Origin of the sequence: Stenotrophomonas koreensis (assembly GCF_001431525.1) — a bacterium.
In the GTDB taxonomy this organism is placed as follows: Bacteria; Pseudomonadota; Gammaproteobacteria; order Xanthomonadales; family Xanthomonadaceae; genus Stenotrophomonas; species Stenotrophomonas koreensis.
The window spans coordinates 1-21,543 of sequence record NZ_LDJH01000028.1 but is presented as its reverse complement, the minus strand read 5'-3'; the positions used below and the strand labels follow the sequence as shown (position 1 = coordinate 21,543).

At 62.1% G+C, this 21,543-nt stretch carries 15 protein-coding genes, 1 tRNA gene, 1 other RNA gene and 2 pseudogenes; 8 read left to right on the top strand and 11 right to left on the bottom strand.

Going from position 1 to position 21,543, the window contains the following annotated elements; all coding sequences use genetic code 11:
* A partial coding sequence (gene dnaX / locus ABB25_RS13010; protein WP_152981224.1) for a DNA polymerase III subunit gamma/tau occupies positions 1–1,158 on the bottom strand: 1,158 nt, incomplete at its 3' end.
* Positions 1,159–1,302: 144 nt separating this feature from the next.
* On the opposite strand from dnaX, the gene ABB25_RS13005 reads away from it, so the two are divergent.
* Positions 1,303–1,395: transfer RNA gene (locus ABB25_RS13005), tRNA-Ser, on the top strand.
* A gap of 49 nt (positions 1,396–1,444) precedes the next feature.
* An RNA gene (ffs, locus tag ABB25_RS14405) (signal recognition particle sRNA small type) lies at positions 1,445–1,541 on the top strand.
* 80 nt (positions 1,542–1,621) lie between these two features.
* Here ffs and ABB25_RS13000 read toward each other — a convergent pair.
* A complete protein-coding gene (locus tag ABB25_RS13000; protein WP_057667483.1) occupies positions 1,622–2,374 on the bottom strand; it encodes an MBL fold metallo-hydrolase in 753 nt (250 codons plus the stop codon).
* The gene (locus ABB25_RS12995; RefSeq protein WP_057667481.1) at positions 2,374–3,123 is read right to left on the bottom strand and encodes a 3-deoxy-D-manno-octulosonic acid kinase; all 750 of its coding nucleotides are present in this window, start codon (positions 3,121–3,123) and stop codon (positions 2,374–2,376) included. Before ABB25_RS12995 ends, ABB25_RS13000 begins: the two co-directional genes overlap by 1 nt.
* 21 nt (positions 3,124–3,144) lie before the next feature.
* On the opposite strand from ABB25_RS12995, the gene ABB25_RS12990 reads away from it, so the two are divergent.
* Positions 3,145–4,209, top strand: coding sequence for a glycosyltransferase family 9 protein (locus ABB25_RS12990; protein WP_057667480.1), 1,065 nt, complete (start codon positions 3,145–3,147; stop codon positions 4,207–4,209).
* A 70-nt stretch (positions 4,210–4,279) separates the two neighbouring features.
* Here ABB25_RS12990 and ABB25_RS12985 read toward each other — a convergent pair whose 3' ends face one another.
* Positions 4,280–4,669 (bottom strand): DUF6165 family protein, encoded by a 390-nt coding sequence (locus ABB25_RS12985; protein WP_057667478.1) that lies wholly within the window; start codon positions 4,667–4,669, stop codon positions 4,280–4,282.
* A gap of 618 nt (positions 4,670–5,287) precedes the next feature.
* Between ABB25_RS12985 and ABB25_RS12980 the strand changes: the two genes are divergently transcribed.
* Positions 5,288–6,526 (top strand): hypothetical protein, encoded by a 1,239-nt coding sequence (locus ABB25_RS12980; protein ID WP_057667475.1) that lies wholly within the window; start codon positions 5,288–5,290, stop codon positions 6,524–6,526.
* Here the strand turns inward: ABB25_RS12980 and ABB25_RS12975 are convergent, their stop codons facing one another.
* The gene (locus ABB25_RS12975; RefSeq protein ID WP_057667473.1) at positions 6,527–6,793 is read right to left on the bottom strand and encodes a hypothetical protein; all 267 of its coding nucleotides are present in this window, start codon (positions 6,791–6,793) and stop codon (positions 6,527–6,529) included.
* Between the two features lie 453 nt (positions 6,794–7,246).
* Here ABB25_RS12975 and ABB25_RS12970 point away from each other — a divergent pair, with 453 nt between their 5' ends.
* The gene (locus ABB25_RS12970; protein WP_057667470.1) at positions 7,247–8,056 is read left to right on the top strand and encodes a hypothetical protein; all 810 of its coding nucleotides are present in this window, start codon (positions 7,247–7,249) and stop codon (positions 8,054–8,056) included.
* Here the strand turns inward: ABB25_RS12970 and ABB25_RS12965 are convergent.
* Positions 8,051–10,912, bottom strand: coding sequence for a class I SAM-dependent DNA methyltransferase (locus ABB25_RS12965; protein ID WP_057667467.1), 2,862 nt, complete (start codon positions 10,910–10,912; stop codon positions 8,051–8,053). The genes ABB25_RS12970 and ABB25_RS12965 overlap by 6 nt on opposite strands.
* 45 nt (positions 10,913–10,957) lie before the next feature.
* Positions 10,958–12,637 carry a site-specific integrase gene (locus tag ABB25_RS12960; protein ID WP_057667465.1) on the bottom strand — a complete coding sequence of 560 codons (1,680 nt, stop codon included), beginning with the start codon at positions 12,635–12,637 and terminating at the stop codon, positions 10,958–10,960.
* Positions 12,638–12,873: 236 nt separating this feature from the next.
* Between ABB25_RS12960 and ABB25_RS12955 the strand changes: the two genes are divergently transcribed.
* The gene (locus ABB25_RS12955) at positions 12,874–14,151 is read left to right on the top strand and encodes a tyrosine-type recombinase/integrase (RefSeq protein WP_244477824.1); all 1,278 of its coding nucleotides are present in this window, start codon (positions 12,874–12,876) and stop codon (positions 14,149–14,151) included.
* 36 nt (positions 14,152–14,187) lie between these two features.
* Here the strand turns inward: ABB25_RS12955 and ABB25_RS14400 are convergent.
* Positions 14,188–14,459 (bottom strand): annotated as a pseudogene (locus ABB25_RS14400) (integrase core domain-containing protein); the annotation flags it as partial.
* A gap of 656 nt (positions 14,460–15,115) precedes the next feature.
* Complete coding sequence (locus ABB25_RS12950) at positions 15,116–17,203, bottom strand: hypothetical protein (RefSeq protein WP_057667461.1); 2,088 nt, start codon at positions 17,201–17,203, stop codon at positions 15,116–15,118.
* Between the two features lie 537 nt (positions 17,204–17,740).
* Here ABB25_RS12950 and ABB25_RS12945 point away from each other — a divergent pair.
* Both ABB25_RS12945 and ABB25_RS14640 read left to right on the top strand, forming a co-directional pair.
* The gene (locus ABB25_RS12945; RefSeq protein WP_057667458.1) at positions 17,741–18,715 is read left to right on the top strand and encodes a hypothetical protein; all 975 of its coding nucleotides are present in this window, start codon (positions 17,741–17,743) and stop codon (positions 18,713–18,715) included.
* 100 nt (positions 18,716–18,815) lie between these two features.
* Positions 18,816–19,664 carry a ComEC/Rec2 family competence protein gene (locus tag ABB25_RS14640; protein WP_152981223.1) on the top strand — a complete coding sequence of 283 codons (849 nt, stop codon included), beginning with the start codon at positions 18,816–18,818 and terminating at the stop codon, positions 19,662–19,664.
* A gap of 29 nt (positions 19,665–19,693) precedes the next feature.
* Here the strand turns inward: ABB25_RS14640 and ABB25_RS12935 are convergent.
* Together ABB25_RS12935 and ABB25_RS14390 are read right to left on the bottom strand one after the other, a co-directional pair.
* Positions 19,694–20,028: pseudogene (locus ABB25_RS12935) on the bottom strand (ATP-binding protein); the annotation flags it as partial.
* A gap of 402 nt (positions 20,029–20,430) precedes the next feature.
* Positions 20,431–21,294, bottom strand: a complete 864-nt coding sequence (locus ABB25_RS14390) for a PD-(D/E)XK nuclease domain-containing protein (RefSeq protein ID WP_083488338.1) — start codon at positions 21,292–21,294, stop codon at positions 20,431–20,433.
* Positions 21,295–21,543 lie beyond the last annotated feature (249 nt).

The window sequence follows — 21,543 nt, the reverse complement described above, 5'->3', positions numbered from 1 at the left end:
AGCCGGAGCAGCCGGAGCAGGATCAACCGCCACCGCAGCTGTGGCAACCGTGGCGGCAGGCGGCTGTGCGGGCACCTGGGCGGCAGGGCGGAAAGCCAGCATCCGCAGCATCACCATTTCAAAACCGGCACGCGGAGTGGGGGCCAGCGGCAGGTCACGGCGGCCCGCCAGCGCCATCTGGTACCACAGCTGCACCACTTCGGCGCGCAGCTGCGCGGCAAAGGCATCGGCGTCGATGCCTTCGGCAACCAGCGGCGCAGAAGGCACCAGCTGGCGCACCTGGATCCGGTGCAGGCCTTCGGCCAGCGCATCCAGCACACTGGACCAGTCCGGCGAAAATTCCGCCAGCGCCTCGACGGTCTGCAGCAGGGCCGCACCATCACCATCGCTCAGGGCCTGCAGCAGCGCAGCAATCCGGGTACGGTCGACACTGCCGAGCATGCTGGCCACGACATCGGTGCGCAGCTCGCCGCCGGCATAGGCGATGGCCTGGTCCAGCAGGGACAGACCATCGCGCATCGAGCCATCAGCGGCGCGGGCCAGCTGGGAAATCGCCTCGTTGTCGGCAGCAATCTGTTCGGCGGCAAGGATTTTGCACATCTGCCCGCTGATCTGCGCATGATCCAGCCGCTTGAGGTTGAACTGCAGGCAGCGGCTGAGCACGGTCACCGGCAGCTTCTGCGGGTCGGTGGTGGCCAGCAGGAACTTCACATGCGCCGGCGGCTCTTCCAGGGTCTTGAGCAGCGCATTGAACGCCGCCTTGGACAGCATGTGCACCTCGTCGATCAGGTACACCTTGTAGTTGCCGCGGCTGGGCATGTATTGCGCGTTCTCGATCACCTCGCGCACATCGTCCACACCGGTATTGGAAGCGGCATCGATTTCCAGCAGGTCGATATAGCGCCCGGCATCGATATCCCGGCAGGCGGCGCATTCACCACAGGGGTCGGCACTGGTGCCGCGCTCGCAATTGAGCGACTTGGAAAAGATGCGCGCGATCGTGGTCTTGCCCACCCCGCGGGTGCCTGTGAACAGAAAGGCATGGTGCACCCGGCCGGTGTCCAGCGCATTGGACAGCGCACGCACCACATGCTCCTGGCCGACCAATTCGGCAAAACGCTTGGGGCGCCACTTGCGGGCCAGAACGAGATAGGACATCGGCTCGAGGAATAAGGTGGATGCGGCATTGTGCCACGCTCAACCTGCCCATACCGGGCCTTGCACGCAACCCTTGTCCTCACCGCAAACTAACGTTATGATTTGCGCCCCTGCACTGCTGCCACGGTAGCCGGTACAGGGCACGGAGAGGTGTCCGAGTGGTTGAAGGAGCACGCCTGGAAAGTGTGTAAGCGTCTAAACCGCGCTTCGGGGGTTCGAATCCCCCTCTCTCCGCCAGATTCAAATACCCGGGCCGCGCCACGCGCGGCTCGCGTCTATGGTGGCCCCGTCGGCCCCTCGCGACGCTAGATCGAAAACCCCGCCAGGGCCGGAAGGCAGCAACGGTATCGATCGACGCGGGCGCCGAGGCCAGCCGGCGGGGCTACCACCTTTTTGCGACTGTGCGAGCAGCACACTGCAGCTTTTCGCGCACGCCTGCCTGCAACCGGCCACAGGCGCCGGCTCAACCGGCGCGCGCTGCCGTCGGCTCGGCCAACGGCCACGACTGCCCCGGCTGCGCCACCTGCAGACCGCGCGCGCGCAAGGCCTGGCCATCGGCCACACTGCCATAGTGATAGACCACCATGCGCGCGCGCAGCGTCGCATCGTATTCGCGCTCCAGGTCATCCACCCCGGTATGCGATGGGTTGCCGTGCAGGCCACAGTCGTGGGCGATCAGCTCACCGGCGGCGGCAAAGCGCGCCAGCTGCTCGGGAATGGGCCGGGTATCGCCGGTCCACACCACACTGCCGGCCAGGCGCAGCCCGTAGGCGGTCTGCGGCCAATGGTGCCGCGCCTCGAACACCTCCAGGCGGATGCCGTCGTGCCAGAACGCCTCGCCGACCACGACCAGCTGGAACGCATCCCAGAAATTGGCGCCACCTTCGGCCAGCACATTCGGGTAATCGGCCACACGCCGGTGCAGCAACGGTACCACGGTTGCCGGCACATACAGCCGGATACGGCCACGCCGCGCCGGGTTGAAGAAAGCATCGACGAACAGCCGCTCGAAGCCGGCGACATGATCCAGGTGGACATGGGTGATGAACAGCGCATCGGGCATCGCGCCGTAGGTGGCGCGGTAGGCCGTCAGGCCCTCGCCACCACAGTCGATGGTCAGCCATGGCGCACCGTCGCGCTCGATCACCGCCATTGGCGAGCCCAGCTCCACCGCCGCGGCACTGCCCACCCCGAGAAAACGCAGCTGCCAGCGCATCAACAGCCCCGCGACCATGCCAGGTCGTAGGCACGCCGCAGCCGGGCAAAGTCACGTTCGACCTCGCCGACACTGCGTTGACCACGGTATTTCAGCAGCGACCGCTTCAAACGACGCAGGTTGCGCTCGCGCCAGCCGGTGGCAAGGATGCGGATCTGGCCACGGTCAAAGTCAATCAACCAGCAGCGGCCATTGGCATCGATCAGGATGTTGTGGGCATTCAGATCAGCATGGTCCAGGCCGGCACGATGGAAGCGCGCAATCATCCGCCCCACTTCTTCCCACGGTGCGCCCTCGCCGGCGATCTGTGCGCGCTCGGCCAACGAGCGCACCCCTTCCAGACGCTGCATCAGGATCGCCGCGCGGTAGCTGATACCCGAACGCAGGTACATCGCAGCGATCACCTGCGGCACCGGCAGGCCCTGCGCGTGCAGATGCCGCAGCAGACGGAACTCGGCAAAACTGCGCGTGCGCTGGGCACCGGTCCAGACATAGCGGTCAGCACTCAGGCGCGCTACCAGTCCGCCACGCCGGTAGTGCCGCAGCACACCCGGGCCGAACGGCGCATCGATGAACCAGGCACTGCCCCGCCCACCATCGCCGACGGGACGGGCACGCCCGGCCCAGAACTGCGGGTCAAACAGCGTTGCCTCGACTTGTCGCAACTGCTCCCGGTCAAACACAATGGCACCGTAGCTTCGCCCCTGGCGGCACGGCGTCATTGCTTCATTGGCGTCGAAAGCGACCATTCCATTGAGTCTAACAACACCATGCCGCAATCGTCCTCCCCCTTGTGCCTTTTACGCCTGTCTGCACTGGGCGATGTGACCCATGTCGTACCACTGGTGCGCACCCTGCAACGGGCCAACCCACAGCAGCCGCTGCACTGGATCATCGACAAGGCCGGGCACAAGTTGCTCGAAGGCCTGCCGGGCGTGCACTTTCATACCTACGACAAGAAGACCGGGCTGGCCGGGATGCGTGCGCTGCGCCGGCAACTGATGCCACATGCACCATTTGCCGCGTTGCTGCAGCTGCAGGTCTCGCTGCGCGCCAATGTGCTTTCCGGTTTCATCCCGGCCAGGCGGCGTATCGGCTATGACAAGAGCCGCTCCAAGGAACTGCACGGCCTGTTCGTCAACGAGCGCATCCCCGCCCATGCCGGCGGCCATGTGCTTGATGCGATCGGCCGTTTCAGCCAGCCACTGGGCATCACCCAGACCGTGGTCGAATGGGACCTGGCCACGCCCCCGGCCGCCGTGGCGTGGGCCAATGCACAATGGCAGGACGATGGCCGCCCGGTGCTGGCGATCTCGCCGTGTTCCAGCCATGCACTGCGCAACTGGCGGGCCGACCGCTATGCGGCGCTGGCCGACCACGCCAGCACCCACGGCTGGCGCGTGGTCCTGGTCGGTGGCCGCAGTGAACTGGAACGGCAGACCAGCGATGCCATCCTGGCCCAGGCGCAACACCCCATCCTGGATCTGGTCGGCCGCGATACGCTCAAGCAGCTGCCGCCACTGCTGGCACGCGCCAACCTGCTGGTCACGCCCGATTCCGGGCCGATGCATATCGCCAATGCCGTCGGCACCAAGGTGCTGGGCCTGCACGCGGCGACCAACCCCGAGCGCAGTGGCCCCTATTCCGACCGTCGCTATTGCGTGGACCGTTATGACGATGCGGCACGCCGCTATACCGGCAAGCCCGCCAGCGCACTGGCCTGGGGTACCCGGATCGAACATGCCGGGGTGATGGACCTGGTCACGGTCGAGGATGCGATTGCCGCCTTCCAGCGCTACCGCCAGGACCATCCGGCCGGCCACCGCACCGCTTGAACGGCAGCATCGGCCAATGACAACGGGCAGCCCTTCCGGGCTGCCCGTCCTGGTTCAGTGCCAGGGACGCTTACAGCGCGCGGTAGGACTTCTCTTCCACATAGCCCGAGCCCAGCGCCAGGTTGATCGCCTTCTTGATCCGGGCGCGCTCGTCATTGTTCTGGTAGACGCTGCGCGCCAGTGCGACGAACCCGGCATCGAAGGCCTGGTCGCGCTCCTTCAGCCGCACCGCATCCTCGATGTCCCACAGACGCTCGTTGACCGCCTTCAGCTCGTCCAGCAGGCCGGCGATGTCACGCGCACTGGCCGGATGCGCCTGCCAGGTGTGCTGCAGCGCCTGCATCTCGCGCTGCACGTTGGCCAGCTTGGCCGCATCGCTGATGCGCTCGGACTTGATCTGCAGGATGGAGATCTTGTCCAGCAACTCGCCAAAGGAAACGGGAACCTGGATCTCGGACATGGCACGCACTCACTTCAAAGTGCGGCAAGTTTAACCGCCCGCGCGCAGGCACGCTCAAGCCGTCGCACCACTGCCGCGGCACAACGCAGACAGGGCCAGCGGCATCGCGTACCCAGCACAAGCCAGAACGAAACAAGCCGCCCGAAGGCGGCTTGTTTCTTCAATCTGGCGGAGAGGGGGGGAGTTTCCCCACCTTGGCCAGAAACGCACAAAATCCCGGGCAAATCGCTGGAAACGAGTTGGCGGAAAGGTGTTCCGCGCATTGTCCCACACCTGGCACAGGCTGGGCACGAGCTTCACGACCTCCGTATCACTTCGCGCCGCAGACCTTGCTAAATCTCTCACCCGCCACACTCTGGGCCTGGCTCTCCGCATTGTTGGCACTGGCCAACAATGTGGCCTTTCGTAGTCCTGGCGAAGTATTCGCCAGGGCGTAGAGAGGCGGCCCGGCCCGTTGCCGCGTCTAGCGGCGACGGGGTAAGCGGGAGCGACCGGGCCACGGACACGCGCCAGCGTTGACCGCTGGTCCCCAGGCGGGAGCCTGGGGCCTGTCGTCGGGCTGACGCCCGACGACGCGGGACGGCTTCGCCGTCCCGGGGTGTTTGGGATGGGGAGGAGATGAGGAGCAACAGCACGCCAGCCACGAAGACGACACCACCCAGCCCAGGCGATGGGCTGCCCGAGGGACTGCGGACGCGCTACGCCGACACCCTGGCCAACGCGCACACCCTTGCCCAAGCCGAGGGGCTGCGCTTCCGGGTGCCGGTGGGGGTGGCGCAGGATCGCGCCATCCGCGCGGTCCTGGACGAAGCCAGCGCGAGCGGGGCCAACCCGTCGGCGGCCACCGTGGCCGCATACCAGCGCGACCATGCCCGGCTGCGTGCGGCAGGAGGCACGCCCCTGGACCACGCCGGCACGCGCGCCCACTTCGACCGGCTGCGCAGCGCCTGCCGCTGGGTGGAGGCAGATGAAATCAGGCGGCTGCGCACCCTGGCTGAGACAGCACGCAAGGCCCGGGACCTGGACGCCATGCGGGGTTACACGCTGGCCGCCTTCGAGCGGGCCATGGTCTACCGGGCGCTATACCTCGCCCAGGATCGCCCCACTTGGGCGCAGAAGGCGCACGCCATGCGCGCGGCAGGCCTGCGCCAGGTGAGCAAATCTAAGCGCTTCGCAGGACGGCGGGCGCTGTCGCCGGATCGTCTGCTGGTGGCCCTGGGCCAGCAGCCTGGACGCTGCGCCCGGGTTGAGGCGTTGGCCATGGTGTTTGCCCTGTTCGGCATACGTCCTGCCGAAGCCACGCGGGGCCTGGCCATGGAAAAAACCGCCATCGGGCTGCGTCTGGCCGTCGCCGGTGCCAAGGTGGACGCCGTACGCGGCCAGCCCCTGCGCGTGCTGGAAGTGGAACCGACACGGCGCGGGCAATCCGCCATCGCGGTGGCCTTCCTGCGTGCCTATGTGGACGCAACCGGCGGCGATATGGACGCCAGCCGTGCCGATGTGGTGGCCGTCCGACGTGCCATGCGCCAGGTCCAGCCGGGGCTAAGCCCCTACGCATACAGGCACGCGCGAGCGAGTGACGCCAAGGCCAGCCAGGGACGCGCAGGCGCAGCGGCCTGGCTCGGCCACTCGAATGACAGGACGCAACAAGGCTACGGCCACGCCAGGAGCGCCAAGGGCGCGGTAACAATCAAGGCGGCCACAGCGTCGCGCCCGGTGCGGCAAACGAAAACATTGCCGCCCACCCTGGCCGAACGTCTCGCCCAGGTGGCCACGCGACTGGCCGCGCGGACTTCTTCGCAATCTGCACAAAAAGCATCGCCACCCAGGCGGCGCACACCTCGGCCAGGTTGGTAATCAGCGACGAGGACCGCGCCGTCTGCGTGGGGGGCGCAGGCCGATCAGCGGGTCGCCGTCGCTGCCGCTATCCCACCAACTGTCCTCGCCGTCGCCTTTCTGGCCCCGCAGAAACTCGCGGACATTCACGCGCGTGCGGTAGCCAGGCGGCGGGAAGAACTCCCCGCCTTCTGCTTCTGGTTGCGGCTTCGGCTTCGCCAGGGTCTTGGCTACCTGGTCCAGGAGCAAGCGCAGGGCGGCGCGGGTTTCCTTCGTGCTATCGGGCATGGTCGTACTCGGGGCGGGAGGAAGACACTTAGCAGATAGGGCCGGAGGCGCAAGCGCGTAGCGCTTGCCAGGTAGTTGCTTTTCCCAATCGCCGGGGGTGCGGGGGTATGGCCCCCGCTACGAGTGGAGACGATGTAGCCAGGCCGGAAGCGCTGCCCAGGCTCCCGGGGCTTTTGCTTTTCAACCCGCGCAGCGGGAACACGGGCCGCGTTTGCGGCCCCTTGCTTTTAGTACTGTAAAGCCTGAAAGAGCATTAGCCTCCTGCGGCGTTTCGCTCGCGCGTTCAATGAGTTGCCGCGCGTTTCCTCGCACGCCGTAACTGGTCGCCGCTCGCACGCGGTAACCGCTAAATCGCACGGCGTAACGGCAACCCATCGCACGCCAGCACCGGCCAAGGCTGGACAATGCGCCGGCAGCGATTACAAGCGCAGGCCCTTCGTACTTGGCCCGCCCATGTCCTTGATCGCCCGCATTCCGTTCGCCTTCGCGCGCTCCTCGCTGTTCGCGGTGTCCGTTCAACCCGCGCCCGAGTCGATCACTGCCATGCGCGAAATCCGCGCCGCCCAGGATTACCCGATCAGCCTGCGCCAAGCCGGTCCTAACCTAACCCAGGCCCATGCCTCGGCCTGGCAAGTGGTCACCACGCTGGCGCACAAGTCGCCACGGGATGAGGTGCGCTTGATCGACGCCCTGCGCGCGCTCGGTGTGGCCTCGGTCCAGACCCATGCGAAGCGTCGCCTTCTCGGTTTACTGGATGACCTGGCCAGCAGTCGCGTGGAGATCAGGACACGCCGCCAGGATTACCGGGGGCCAATGTTCGAATATCGCAAACTGCCCAGGGGGCGCGTCTCCGTAACCTGGCCGCCAGGGCTGCGCGAACTGCTGGAAGATGAGGCCGTATGTCTGCCCCTAGATGGTCGCGCCGCGCTCGGCGCGTATCCCCTGGCCACCTGGCTTCATGACTACACCGCCACCCATCGGCGCGTGTATGAAATCGAACTGGCCACGCTGCGCGATCTGTGCGGCTCCACGCTAACGGCCCACCACTTCAAGCCGCGCTTGGTGGCTGCCCTGGATCGCGTCAAGGCGGCGGCCCCGTTCTTCGAACGCTACGACATTGCCCACGGTGTGCTGACGCTCCACAAGCGGCCCACCCGCGTGCTGCTCCTGGACCCCAAGGCCAGGGCGTCCAAGTCGGCGCAGACGCGCCACCTGGACGCTGCCCAACTGGCGGCCTCGTCCCGTGCCCGCGTAGCGCTATGACCCTGCGCCGCCGCGCGCCTGGTTCAACTCGAACAAGCGGCGCAGGATTTCGTCATCCGTGAGCGGCCATTCCCAGCCGTAAGCCGTGGCCACGGCGGCATCCAGATTCCGGTGGAGCATGGCCAGCCAGGCGGACCGCTCGTTGTAGAGGTTCGTCAGGGTGCGTTTTTTCAGCGCTGTTTCGTGGCCGGGCTTGGCCACGGGGCGCGCGGGGAAGCCGGCGGATTCTTCTTCCGGCGTGCACTCCCAGTCCACCCACTCGGGCGGGTTTAGCCAGCGGTCGCGGGCTTCCACCAGGGCGCGCGCGGCGGCGGCGATGGCCTGCGCGTGCGGGTTGTCGGCGTAGTCCTGGGCGGCGATGTTCGGCGTCAGGCCTTCGGGGAACGGGAAGGTTTCAAATGAGGTGGTGTGCGTATAGCGCGGACGATCTTCCAGGGCGCTCCCCTGACGCAGCGCCCAGACTTCGTGGATACGCGATTGAAGGACGCCCAGCGTCGTATCGTCTTCACGAGCGACCACAACAATGGCGTCACCAGGCACCACCCCAGCAGGGGTCCATAGGCAGATATGGTGCTTGGACACGCGCGGGATCGAAATGAAGCGCGGCAGGCCGGCAAGTGCCGCGAACATGGCCGAGCGTGGACGCCACAACCGCCACCACGGATAGTCCTTGGCGTCCTCCATCTGCTCCCGGTGTAGCCGCACGTTCGCGATCGCGTTGAACGGTGCCTCAAACATGGCGGCGTTGAGTTCATCCCGCTCGCCAAGGAACACGATGAAGCGATCCAGGGGGCGCGTCGTAATGTCGTCCGCGATCCAGTACGGACGCACAACCTCCGCCATTCGTTCTCCGCGCACATTCGCGGGCAAACGCAACATGTCCCGCGCTTGATTTCCCGCCAGGTTGAACGACGCCTCTGGCAAGCCCAACTCAATGCGGCGCTTCTTCTGTATTTCCGCGCGTGGCGTAATACCCTGGAACCCGCGACCGGCGTTCTCTACTAGCGTGACCGCCTTGGCAATATCGTGATGGACGAGTTCGACCAGGCTGGATGTGATTGTCCCGACTGCCGCGCCGTCGAGTTCCGCCCCCTGGGCGCTGTCGCCGAAACAGACGAGAGACACGCGAACCGCCGCGCCCTCATTGACCCAGGGCTCATCACTCCACGCCTCGAAAATCCTCGACCGTTCCAGCACGCGATCCAGGACCTCGCGATTAGCCCCGCCGCGAATGCTGTTCGTCGCTACCAGTCCCACGCGCTGGGTCGCTCCGCTGCGGATGGCGTCGTCCGCCTTGGCGAACCAGAAACAAACGAAATCCGCGCTACGCGAGACACGCCCCTCGTACGTGTCGCGCACGGCGTCGGCGTAGGTCCTGCCGAGTTCGCCCACCATCTTGCGATTGCCGACAAAAGGGGGATTTCCAACGATCACATCCGCCGCCGGCCAGGTGGCTTCCGTGCCATCCGCGTTCAATAAGGCATCGCGGTTCTCGATCCCGCCCAGGGCTTGAAGGATTGGATTACGGCGCACGCCAAACCCGTTCTGGATCATCCACTGGATTTCGCCGATCCAGACTGTCAGCCGCGCCAGGTCGGCGGCGTACTCGTTCAACTCAATGCCCAGGACATTGGCAGGCCCCACGCTCGGCACCTGGCGGCCCAAGCCTAGGGCTTCGCCCTCCCATAGCACGCGGCTTTCCAACCCCTTCAATGCGCGCAGGGCCAGGAACAGGAAGTTACCGGAGCCGCAGGCCGGGTCCAGGACGCGGAACGCGCGCAGGCGTTCCAGGAACGCATTGAACCGCTGTTGTGCCGCCTTCGGCACGCCCTTGGTCTTGGCCTTGTCCAGGGTGGCGGCGATGGCTGCTTTTTCCGCCTCCCATTCGGCCAGGAGCGGGTCCACTACCACCGGATCAATGATCTTCGTGATCGTGTCCGGGTCGGTATATTGAGCGCCCAACTGGCTGCGGGTGTTCGGGTCTAGCCCTTGCTCAAACAGCGTGCCGAAAATGCTGGGGTCGATCTCGGCCCAGTCCAGGCGCGCAGCCTGGTCCAGGGTGGCCAGTTCGGCCGCTTCCAGGCGCAGGGTGCTGGCGTCCTCGAACAGGCCACCGTTGAAATGCTCGATCTCGGTCAGCGCGAAGTCGCCGCCGTCCTTCATCGCGGCGAACAGCGCGGCGGCGCGGGCCTCGAACTGGTCGGGCTTGTCCTGGACGCTGCGCACCAACTTGGAAAAGATGTGGTCGGGCAGCAGGCCGATATCCTCGGCGAACATACAGAACAGCAGGCGGTTGAGGAAATGCGCCACCGCGTGCGGCTCGTGTCCGCGCTTGCGCAGGGCGTCGGCCAGGGTGGCGAACTTCGCCGCCGCTTCCTTGGTGATGTCCGCGCGCGTCGTTCCTGGGCGCAGTTGTTGCGGATCGTTGAACGCGGCAGCCAGCAAACGGCGCGTTTCGTGGTTCGCCAGATCCTCCACCGTGAAGCGGTGGACCTGCTTCACCGCGTTGGTGAAGTTGGTGTGGATCTCGAACCGTTGAAGGTCGCAGACTATCAGCAAAGGCGGGTTTTCCAGCGCGTCAGCGTACATCTTCAACTGAGCGTAGGCCTTGGCCAGGTCCTTGCCCGTGCCTTTGGCCTCGAACCCAAAAAATCCACGCTTCCAAGCGTCTGCCCAGCCTTCGCCGCCGCTGGTCTTGCTGGCCCCGTACTCATAGGTAAACCACTTATGCTCCGGGTCGGCCTCGCGCGGGGTCGGGTGGTTCATCAGCCGACACAGGTCGTCAAAAAAAGACTGAAAATCGCGGCGCTCGTCGCCCCCGTTGCGCCACTTGGCGATGAATTCCTGTGGTGTCATTCCGTCCTGGCCGTTGTTGTCCCCTGAGCATGGATTATGCCCCGGCTAGCGCCGGCGTATATGGCGTGGGTTGGGCGTCTTGACTTCGAACAGCAGTGGCCTGATCGCCGCAACATCGACGACACCGGCTTTTGCCCAATCCAAGGCAGGATGACAGGCTGCCGCCAAGTTCGCGGCCACCCTGGTGGTCTTGGAGGAATAGGCTTCCTTGTGATCGGTCTTCTGCGTGCTCCTGGTGCCGCTGATGACATGGCCGCAGTAGGCCTCTTGCTTGTCCAGTGGCACATCCGCGTCGTCCATCGTCTGGATGACGGTATCGCGTAGCGAGTGAATACCGATCTTGCCAAAGCGGGGCTTGATCCGCAGTTGTTGCAGCAAACGAGAAAAGGCCTTCCCTGTCGCGCTGGCCGGCCCATTCTGTACGGTGAGGTTCGTTTCTGGGAACAGGCGCACTTCACCCTGCGCCTTCAATGCCTCCACACGCTCCAACAGGCCGAGCGCGATCAGGTTGGGATGGATGGGCGTCAGTCTGTCGCTGTCCTCGTTCTTCGTGGACTTGAACTCGCCTCGAATGTTGAAATCGAACACCCACAGGGATGAGCCTTCCATCTGGCGAATGTCAGGAAGTTCGAGATAGGCCAACTCGTTGGAGCGTGCGCCGGTATAGAGAGCCAACAACACCAGCCAACGACTGTGCGCCAGCGGCATACGTTCAAAGTTGGCAGGACTGAATATCGTGCGCAGCTGATCCTGATCGAACGGCTCCCATCCCCGTGCCCGGGACTCGCGTTTGTTCTTTTTGGACTGGCCACCAAACCCCTTCGCGGGGTTGTCTCCCTGTGGGTAGTAGCCACTAACCTGCGCCCACTCAAAGAACCCCGCCAGCCACAGCATGTAGTTGCCTGCGGTGTTCTCCAAGACCGTTCGGCTCTTGACGGCATGGAACCCTGCGCATTCAACTCGCCCGATATCGTAGAGCTTGGCCCTGGACGCGCTAGCCTTCGCCGTGGTGGTCTTGGGCCGAACGTAAGCCAGAAAATGACGAACAGCCCTGACGCGTGCGCCACGGGTTTTCTGCTGGTTTGGCGGCAAGTCTTTGCTGGCGAGGTACGTCAGGTATTGTTCGGCGGCGGCTTCCAGGGTGATGGGCTGGACCCCAGACGGTGGCCCGGCTTTCGGCAGTATGTCTGCGAGCTGTGGCAGGGCGGCGGGTGTAGCTGCCCGGATGGGCGCGGTGGCCTGGATCGCCTCCAATAGCCGGGCGTGGTCGTCCGGGCCATCGCTGGACATTTCCACCACCTGCCCGGTACTGGGATCGCGGCGCAGGGTGTAGGTCTTACCACCACCGTCTGCGTCCAGGCCCAACGCCTCGGCCAGGGCCTGGCTGGGGTCTTGGCTCTCGTTACGAAAGGAAGGAGTCCGGCGGTCGGCGCCGTCATCTGGAACCACACGGCCGATCTCGTCGATCTCGGCGGTGGTCTTGCCGGTCAACTGGCGTAGCAGTTTGTCCGTGTTGCCCATCGTCCCATTGCTCCCTAACACCTGGAAGGCATGACGATAACGGTTCGCCAGCACCAGTGCCCAGGCCTGGGCCATACGGGGATCATGGGTGTTGAGGGCGTGCTTGACGCTACTGCGGCCAAGCGTGGCTCGCAGGTGCGCAGGCACCACCAGACGGAAGGCATAGCCACTGGGGCGATAGATCAGGTAATGGGGCAGACGCATGGGAGTGTCCCGGCGAGTGTCCCAGCGCTTGCCATTCCGACAAAAAACAAAACCCCGGAAAAACCGGGGTTTTGTCGAATCTGGCGGAGAGGGGGACTGCCATAGATCCGTCCAAGGAAATCCAGTGGCATCTCAAATAACATATGTTTGCCATTTAATTTCAATGACTTACACGTGACATCATCCAGCACCGTCCAGCAACGCCCATCACCACCCAACGCGAAATGGCATACCAGATGGCATACCAGATGGCATACCAGATGGCATACTGGATGGCATACCAGATGGCATACCAGGCACGCATGGCACTGCTAACCGACATCAAAGCTCGAAGCATCACTCCCGGAAGCGCAGCACTGCCACACGGCGGAGTTACCGGCCTGAGTCTGCTTCCTTCACGCACCCAGAAGGGCCAAGGCAAGTGGGTCTTGCGCTACGTAAGCCCTGTCACTGGCAAGCGGCGCAACGCCGGCCTAGGCAGCTACCCGCACGTGGGCGTCGCTCTTGCCGGCAAGCTGGCTCGCGAGATGCGCGAAGAGATTGCACTGGGGCAAGACCCCCTGGCGATCAAGGAGACCCCTGTGGCCGCACCGGTGATGCCATCCTTCCAAGAGGCAGCAAAACAGGTACACGCCGAACTGAAGCCAGGCTGGAAGAATGCCAAGCACGCACAGCAGTGGATCAACACACTTACCGAATACGTTTTCCCCAAGATCGGCTCCCTACCGATGGATCAACTTCAGCCTCGTCATATGGCCGATGTCTTGCGCCCGATCTGGCTGGAAAAAGCAGAGACCGCTTCCAGGGTAAAGCAGCGTTTGCATGCCGTGATGGCCTGGGGCTGGGCACACGGGTTCAACCAAGCCAACCCCGTGGATGTAGTCACACATCTGTTGCCGGTACAACCCAGCAAGACGGTCAGACAAGAGCATCAACCGGCCATGCCTTGGGCCGACATCCCGGCGTTTGTAAAAACCAGACTGGCGGATACAAACGAGCTAGATGTCACCAAACGTGCGCTGCTGTTTTTGATCTTGACCGCTGCGCGCTCTGGCGAAGTCAGGGGAATGACTTGGGATGAGGTCAATTTGCGCAACAAAGTCTGGATCATTCCTGCCGATCGCATGAAAGCCAGCCAGACCCATCGTGTCCCACTCTCTGAGCAAGCCATCACTTTGCTGCAGGTACAGGCAGGGAAGCACGATCATCTGGTCTTCCCATCGATCCAGTCCCGAACAGTCCTCTCGGACATGACCCTAACTGCGCTATTGCGCCGCCTGAAGGCCCACAGCGATAGCGACAAGCGGATAGCCACCGCGCACGGCTTCCGGTCAAGCTTTCGCGACTGGTGCAGCGAGGAAGGCTATGCTCGGGATCTTGCTGAACGCGCGCTGGCCCACACTGTCCAAAACAAGGTCGAAGCTGCCTATCACCGCACCGATCTGCTGGAGCAACGACGCCCCATGATGCAGGCATGGGCTGATTTCATCCTCCCCAGACCTGCTCCGGACTGAACCGCCCCGACTTTCTTGGAGGCCATTTGGTTTGAGTCAGGCCGCTTTGGCCTGACCGGCTTGCTGCCGATAGTAAGCCGCTTCGGCTTCCGCTGGCGGGATGTTCCCGATCGGCCCCAGCAGTCATTGGTGGTTGTACCAGTACACCCAGTCCAGCGTGGGGCCAGCTCCACCTGATCGCGATTGCGCCACGAATGCCGATGGATCACCTCGGCCTTGTACAGCCCATTGGTCGTCTCGGCCAGCGTGCTGCCATAGCTATCGTGCACGCTGCCCGCCGACAGTTCGACCCCGGCCTCGGCTAGTTGTGTAGCGACCCATCGGTTCCTGCTCAGGTCATGCTACTAACAACCAAGCAGTTGGACAGCGCCGCCAAACGAAGTGGTCACAGCAGCCAGCCAGTTGGACTCTTGGCATGGCACCGATGTCCGCTACGTCCAGAAGCGGTCATCGCCGCCGAACGACGCCGTTGACCCTAGCGCGGATAGGCAAGAAGTGGGCACGATGGAACTCTCGAATCGCGCACCTGTGAGCTATCCATCCCATGAGCCTCAACGAGAGTCGCCACGATCGCATGGAGGCATTCGAAAGTGATCGCAACGCTGCGGACTATCTCGCGCGCTTGGCGTTGACCGAAGCTGCGTTGCGCCTGGAACAGTACACCGGTGCGGACGAGGCAAAGTCATTCCGTACAATGCCGCCGCGAGTCGCTTAGCGGCCGTAAGCCATTTTCCAGGACGCTCGAGGTCGATCGCCAGAAGACGCAGGCATCTGCGGGTAGCGCCTCGTCTTGAAACCAGTCGCCGGTCTGGTCCCCGTCCGGGGATAGGCGACGCCAAGCGGTAGTTATCATGGCGCAAGCAGTGTTCATATGGGCGCGCGTCGGCTCCTTCTAATCGGTACGAGCCGGCAATACGTTGCGGCAACGAAGCTTCAAGTATTCTGCGACAGTGGGTAGCGTTGACTATGGCACGTCGACATAGCGCTCGTGGGTGATGGATGTGGTTGGATCGCCTTTGATTGCCGACCTCGCCTGCTCTTGAAGTGAGAGTGGAACGCCTCCCGCAACGCATTCCATTGTCACCACCTGGCCAGCCCAATCTCTCTCGTCCGCGGCATAGAGGGGTACGACACGTACGCGCAAACCATCAATGAATCGCTTCATCTGCGGTGGAGATGCAAAGTAGCCTGGAGCTCGCTCTTCAGCCTCAGCGGCATTTGAGTAGAACCGGGTCTTGAAGCGCTTTGAGGAAGCCGGATCGCCCGGCTGATAGGCTATGTCCTCTAGTTCGCCGTCCATAAAACGGCCAAGAATGTGCTCGTCGATGACAGGCACTGTCAGTGCAGCAATGCCCACATGGGTGCTGGTGCTCACTATGACCAAGGGCTCAACCTTGAAGTCTTCGCTTAGGGTCATTCCGAACCGACTCGCATCCTCAATGAACTGTATGCGATTGTCTTCAACCGCTTTAGCCTTGCGTAATGCCTGCTCGGCAGCGCCTAGCACGGTCTTGCGGTGCATAGCGAGGCCCTTAGCATCGGTGGGCTCAAGGATGCACTTGGCTTCGGCAACGAACACCGTGTTGCCGATGGAGAAGATCAGATCGATTTGCTCGTCGCGGCTGCCCGAGGGCCTGAACGTATAGTCGCCAGTGATGCAAGCGGCGACAGGTGACAGCACCTCCGAGCTCTGAATGGCATCTATGACAAGCTCTTGGATGTGGGTTTCGAACGCAGGTCCTCGCCTGGCTAGGTCCACGCCGGTTTGTCGCATCCATACATCGACCAGCCGACGCAGATTGGGCGATGCGACCGCTGCAAAGACAGGCACCACCTTGTCTGGCCCAACTGGTACGAGTGGCTGCGCCCAGAGCTCCTGTCCAGCCATGCCCCGAAACGTGAAGAAATCCACGATCCTCCGGGCCTCCGCCTTGTTGATCCCCGCCGCAATCGCCAAGGCATCCTCCAGAGCCCCAGTCTGCAGCGTGGGGGCATACTCGGGCATCCAGGCATGGACACGATCTTCCCCAACATTTTGGGTATGTTTCTCGCCGATGGATTTTGCCAGCATTTGCGCGGCGCGCGAAATGAAGGTCCAGGCGTCCATGAGCGTGGACAGAGTTAATCCGTGGAGAGCCTCAAGACGCTCCTCTAGCAGCTCTCCGTAGTATGGCTCGGCGGCATGGGTGCGTAGGATGCTGAGTTGCTCTAGGATGCCGGTCGAGACGCCTTGTTTGGCGACCTTGATCACTTGACGTTTGCCACGACGCTCGATGCCGCAGACATCGCGAAATTTCAGCCTCATACCTTGAGCGAACGCTTCGCGTTGGAACTGCGTCGCCTGAATGTTGAAGCCCATCGAGAGAGAAGCTCGGCGCGCCAAACCTGTTCGATAGGAACGGAGCACATCGATTTCTCGCGGCAGGAAGACCTTGACCGGTCCCGTGTCGATCATCTTGTAGCTGTTCCAAAGGCAGTCATCCCACAGGTCGACAGCGAAGCGGTAAAGGACGCCCAGGTTCAGTTCGCGGATAGCTTCGTCCCACTGGATCCGATTCATTCGAGGATTGCCGGCCAGATCGGGTTTGGCTTGCATAACAACCCTAATAGGTAGTTCTATGCCATCGACAATGCCTTCCACAACCTCGTTGGGCATCCAGGCGGCCCCCCCAGGCAAGCTGAGTTTCACCGCCGCCATTTCCTCCATGTCGTAAAGCTCCTGCGATACAGCCGCTCTCTCGGTCATGAACCGCTCAATCGCAAGACCGGTCTTGTCGCGTGTTACGAAAAAATCGTAGTTGGCGAGCGCCAGAAAGGCGCGCAGCTTGGTCGTCGCGGAGATCTCGTCTGACGAAGAGAGCTTAAGGATGCTACGGATCGTCCCTAGCTTTTCATGTAACACCAGCCCAGCGGCATGAATGTCTTGATCCTCGGCATCAGGTGCCGGCAGGTCACCGAATGCACGGTTCCATCTGTCGGGGGTGAATGCGCGCCTCAACGGCCCGGCGATAGCATCACTGCGGACCCGCTTCGTAAACTCTCCCATCTTCATCCCCCTATCCCCGGCGCCAGTCCATCCAACTTACAGAAGGCCGAACACTGCGCGCAATGTTCGCTTGGGGCGCATGGCGTCCTTCGGACAAAAGCTAATCTGATATTCCCCCTGATCGAATGATGGCGCTGGATGGGGGGAACCCTCTGGCTGCATGACAGGACCTAATGGCGTACCCACAGACGCTTCGCCTGGCGCACCGTACAGTTCTTCGATCGTGTATCCATGTCACGAACGTACTTATTGATCTTGGCGCGCATTGCAGGAGCTTTCGGGCGGGTCAGTACTTTGGTCTGCTGCACTTCTGCTCTGGAAGTCAGGAAACGAAGTTCCTTTGCGGAAAGCTCGGTCAGATCTACGTTTATGGGTAGGATCCTAGTGGAGACGAATCATCGTAGCCGCCCGGGGCACCCAGCACCAGTTGCTGGGACGTGCGCGCAAAGATTGGTATTATCCCGATAAGTTCTGTCAACGTTTGACTCGAAGTACTTCGGTGCCAAGTCTCCGGTGCCCATTTGAACGATCAGGGGAGCGGACATGAGATATGCCGCGGTAGCTTTAGAGTTTGTTAGTCTCGCTATACGCGACATCATTCGCCGAGAGATGCTGATTTCAAGCTATCCGGAGGATCGGTACTGGGCGGCTAGGCAGCTAAAAGTCGCGCTGGATAGCGTGGACGATGACAGCTGGTCAGCCGCGCTACCCAAAGGAGGCGATTCTGTTCGCTTCTACAACAAGCAGGTGAAGCATTTGCTTCGGCAGGGCCCAATGACTCCCTTCCGATTTCATCGTGTGGCTTTAAGCCTGCTGGACAAGAGGAGTAAGGGAGCGAACTTCAGCCTAGCCAGGATCGAAGCATTGACCGGTTGGCAGGAGTGGCCAGTTCCCGGTAAAGACAGGCAGTGGAGGCTGTTGAGGTGGCTAGATTGGAAGGGCGCCGTACACACTGAGGACGGACAGCCGGCGGCCGAACCAAGCTTGTACTTTGCTTTTTTGGAAGAGAAGAACTCCATCGAGCCAGGTCGAGTCGTGTACGGGGGCGACGGTCGAGTACTGGCCCGGACTGAGGACGGAGGCAAGCTGACGCAGATCAGGTTCGCTGCAATTCCATGTACGCAGTTCTTTGATGCGGCAGATCAGATTGATGACCTGGAGCCCGGGCTCGTCTCCGATGAAGCAAGGAGGGTGCGGCTCCTGCAGCTTCAAGAGAACTTGAGTGGGGCTGATCTTCCGGTTATTGATCTCCTGATCCGCTCGCGACCGCCATGGGCCGTCAGACTTCCGGTCGGGACTTGGTGGGTGCTCGGATTGGGCGGCGGTGTGCCCACATTGGCGGATGCTCGTCTATTCTTGACTGATACTAGGGATCCTAGGAAGCAGTCCGACACGGGGCCCTTGCCATTGGGGATCTTCGGGGCCGTTCCGCAGTACTGGTTGCGTCGCCTTCGGGATATCTTTTCGCTGGCTCATGTAGCTGATGCCGATATCGGTGGAAGACCTGGCCCGGGCTAGGCCTCCAGATAGTCCAGCTATGTAAGCAGTTCGTCAATCGTTCCCATCGGAAAAGGTAGTTCGCATGCCTAAGGCGCGAAAGAGAGAGTGGATTCAAGCAGTGGATCTGGACTCGATATCGGGTCTACATCCGACTTGTGGGGTGTCTGCCATTGGTGGAGTTCGGGTTCATGACATCGGCCAAGGGGACGCCATCAGCATTCTTGATGAGAATCTGGAGCCGTTCTTGCAGATTGACTACGGCGGAAAGGTTGGAAACATCTTTCGCAATCAGATCGACCAGCATGTCCCTGTCAAAAACGACTCCCTGGTTATGCTTTCGCACTGGGATGAGGACCATTGGTATTCAGCCCCAATGGGAGTCTCTGCAAAGGCCGCGACATGGCTAGTGCCTAGACAGATCACTTCGCCTCGAGCGGTCATGTTCTCAACAACATTGCCTAAGATCTACTGCGTACCGGAGGCAATGGTGGGACAGACTTGGATCTTCACCACGACGTCCGGAGATCAGGTTTGCTGGGAAAAGATAGCAAGCGCTCCTCCGGCAAATGCCGAAGACGAGGATTGCAATCGTACGGGCATAGCCTTCTCGGTAGTTAAGAAAAATCCAGGCGGAGGAGCGCCACAGGTAGTACTTCTTCCAGGCGATGCCGCCTTTGGAAAAGTGAAACACTATGAAGGTCAACGTAAAAAGGGGTACGTGCTGCGAGGAATGGTGGCCTTCCATCATGGCTCCAAGCTACACATTTGCAAGGCTACCCAGAGCCTTCTTAGTGGGTGGACGTCAACGGCAAACTCTGTTGACATCGTCTTTTCCTGCGCCTCGAACAACAGCTTTGGCCACCCGGACTTTGCCTTCTATGCGGGTCTCCCGTACGCTAATGTGGTTACCACCACTACTCCCGACATTCGCGTGCTGGGCAATCCTCATCATGACGTGCTCTTCTAATGGGCGAAGCAGATGGGGAGAGAGGCGAGTCACACCACGGGCAACCACAGCGTTGCGCGCAACCGCGGCTCGGCGTTCTCCATCACCAGCTTCCCGCCGTAGCTGGCGGCGATGTCTCCCACAGGCCTAGCCCGCTGCTGCCTTCGCGCTCATCCAGGCGCGCGCCGCGCTGGGTGACCTGCGCCAGCGCATTGGCGGCCATGCCGGAGCCGTCGTCGCGCACATCAATGCGCAGCTGCCCTTCGCCACTTGGCGCGCTGATCGACACGCGCTGCCGCGCCCACTTGCCGGCGTTGTCCAGCAGGTTGCCCAGCATTTCCTCCAGGTCCGCACGCGCACCGGCAAACTGCAGCGCCTCGTCGATACGGCTATGAAACTACTGCTGCAGGGCATGGCCGAGCCGACATCTGCAGCGTAGGTGTCCACCTGCCTCGGGGCGTCCCATGCGTCGGCGAGTCATCGTGGTTATGACTGCCACACCGACGGTGGCAACTGGGGGGTTCTATCCCGCCATCCGTGGAATGCAACGTCGGTGTCCGCGTGGGCTGGCCACTCAGGTTGATTCTGCCTTGTGACCGCTCGATGCGCTCTACGCCAGGTAAACGCCGGGCTACTCAATCTCGGGGGGACGTCGGGAGAACGGGACCATTCTCAATGTCCGCTTTCGGCCAGAAGCGGTCAGTCAACAACGTTTGAGATGAGGGGCTCGACCGGGCTGCCGAGGCGGGCTCTCTCGATACAAGAGTTAGGCTGCAGCTCGTCACGGCTACAGGACGAAAACTCGAACATGGACTGTTCCGTCATTAGACGAGCGCGGGCCTTGAAGGTCTGTTTTCAGTCCGTCGGCGTTAGTGATCAGCTGGTCTGGGTCGTAGATTACACACCAAAGTGACTGGCAAGAAGGATGTCGGCGATAGTGATCGATATCCACGATCAATTCGTCACCGACGCGCCTTGCATGCGCTCGATCACGAACAATCTTTGTTTCGATAACAAGCTTGTGCGCAGGAAGTAAAAAGTCCATTCGCGTGCTGGAGCCGGCATAGCTAGGGGTGAACTCTTCTGGGCGAATGTCGCTGACCCACGGACGAAGGAGAGCATGCAGCAAGTCCTGAACATCGTATTCGCTACCAAACGATAACGGTTGCGTCCCTTTCCGCCTATGCGTCAGCGGATGCATTGCCCGGCGTAGGCCGCGAACAATGATCTCCAGGAGCTCTTCTACCCGTGCTGGCTTAGAAGGCAAAGGCTGAGCAGAAACCCTGCTCACCTCAGACTCGCCTAATCCGACTCCTTGTGGCAAGACTCGGCCGAATCGGTAGTAGCGAAGTCCGTTCTCTTCCAGTGCACCTTCAATGCGAGCCCGCCGCTGTTTCCAGTCGTCATAATCTTCCGCACTTGGGAGTGGTGGTAGATCCATGAATTCTTCGAGCACGTTTCCCAACACAGCCAAACTATCAACCGCTGGGTCTTGCCCTGCACGGAACAGCCACTCCTTCCACTTTGAGCCGTGAGAGAGGGCTGGGGGCTCCCCGGGGGCACCTGCCGCAATGAACAGCGCATTGAGCGTATCGTGAGATCCCCGAAGAGATTCACCGACTACTGCGCAGAGAGAGCGAGAAAGTCGCATGCAGCTCCATCCTAATGACTTAAGGCTAAGTTAACCCTACTGACGGAGCCAGCTCGGTTTGAATGATAACACCAAGACAGAACGAGAATGCTAGCTTGCATGCGAAGCGATGCCGGAAAAAAGCTTGTAGAAAATTAACACAACGGGGTTCTACCCCGAAATCACGGACTGTTTGGAAAGGGCTGAAAACTTCTGATCCTGTTTGACCCGTCGCCGTCGCATCCTGGGATTGTGGCGGCGCTCGATGTA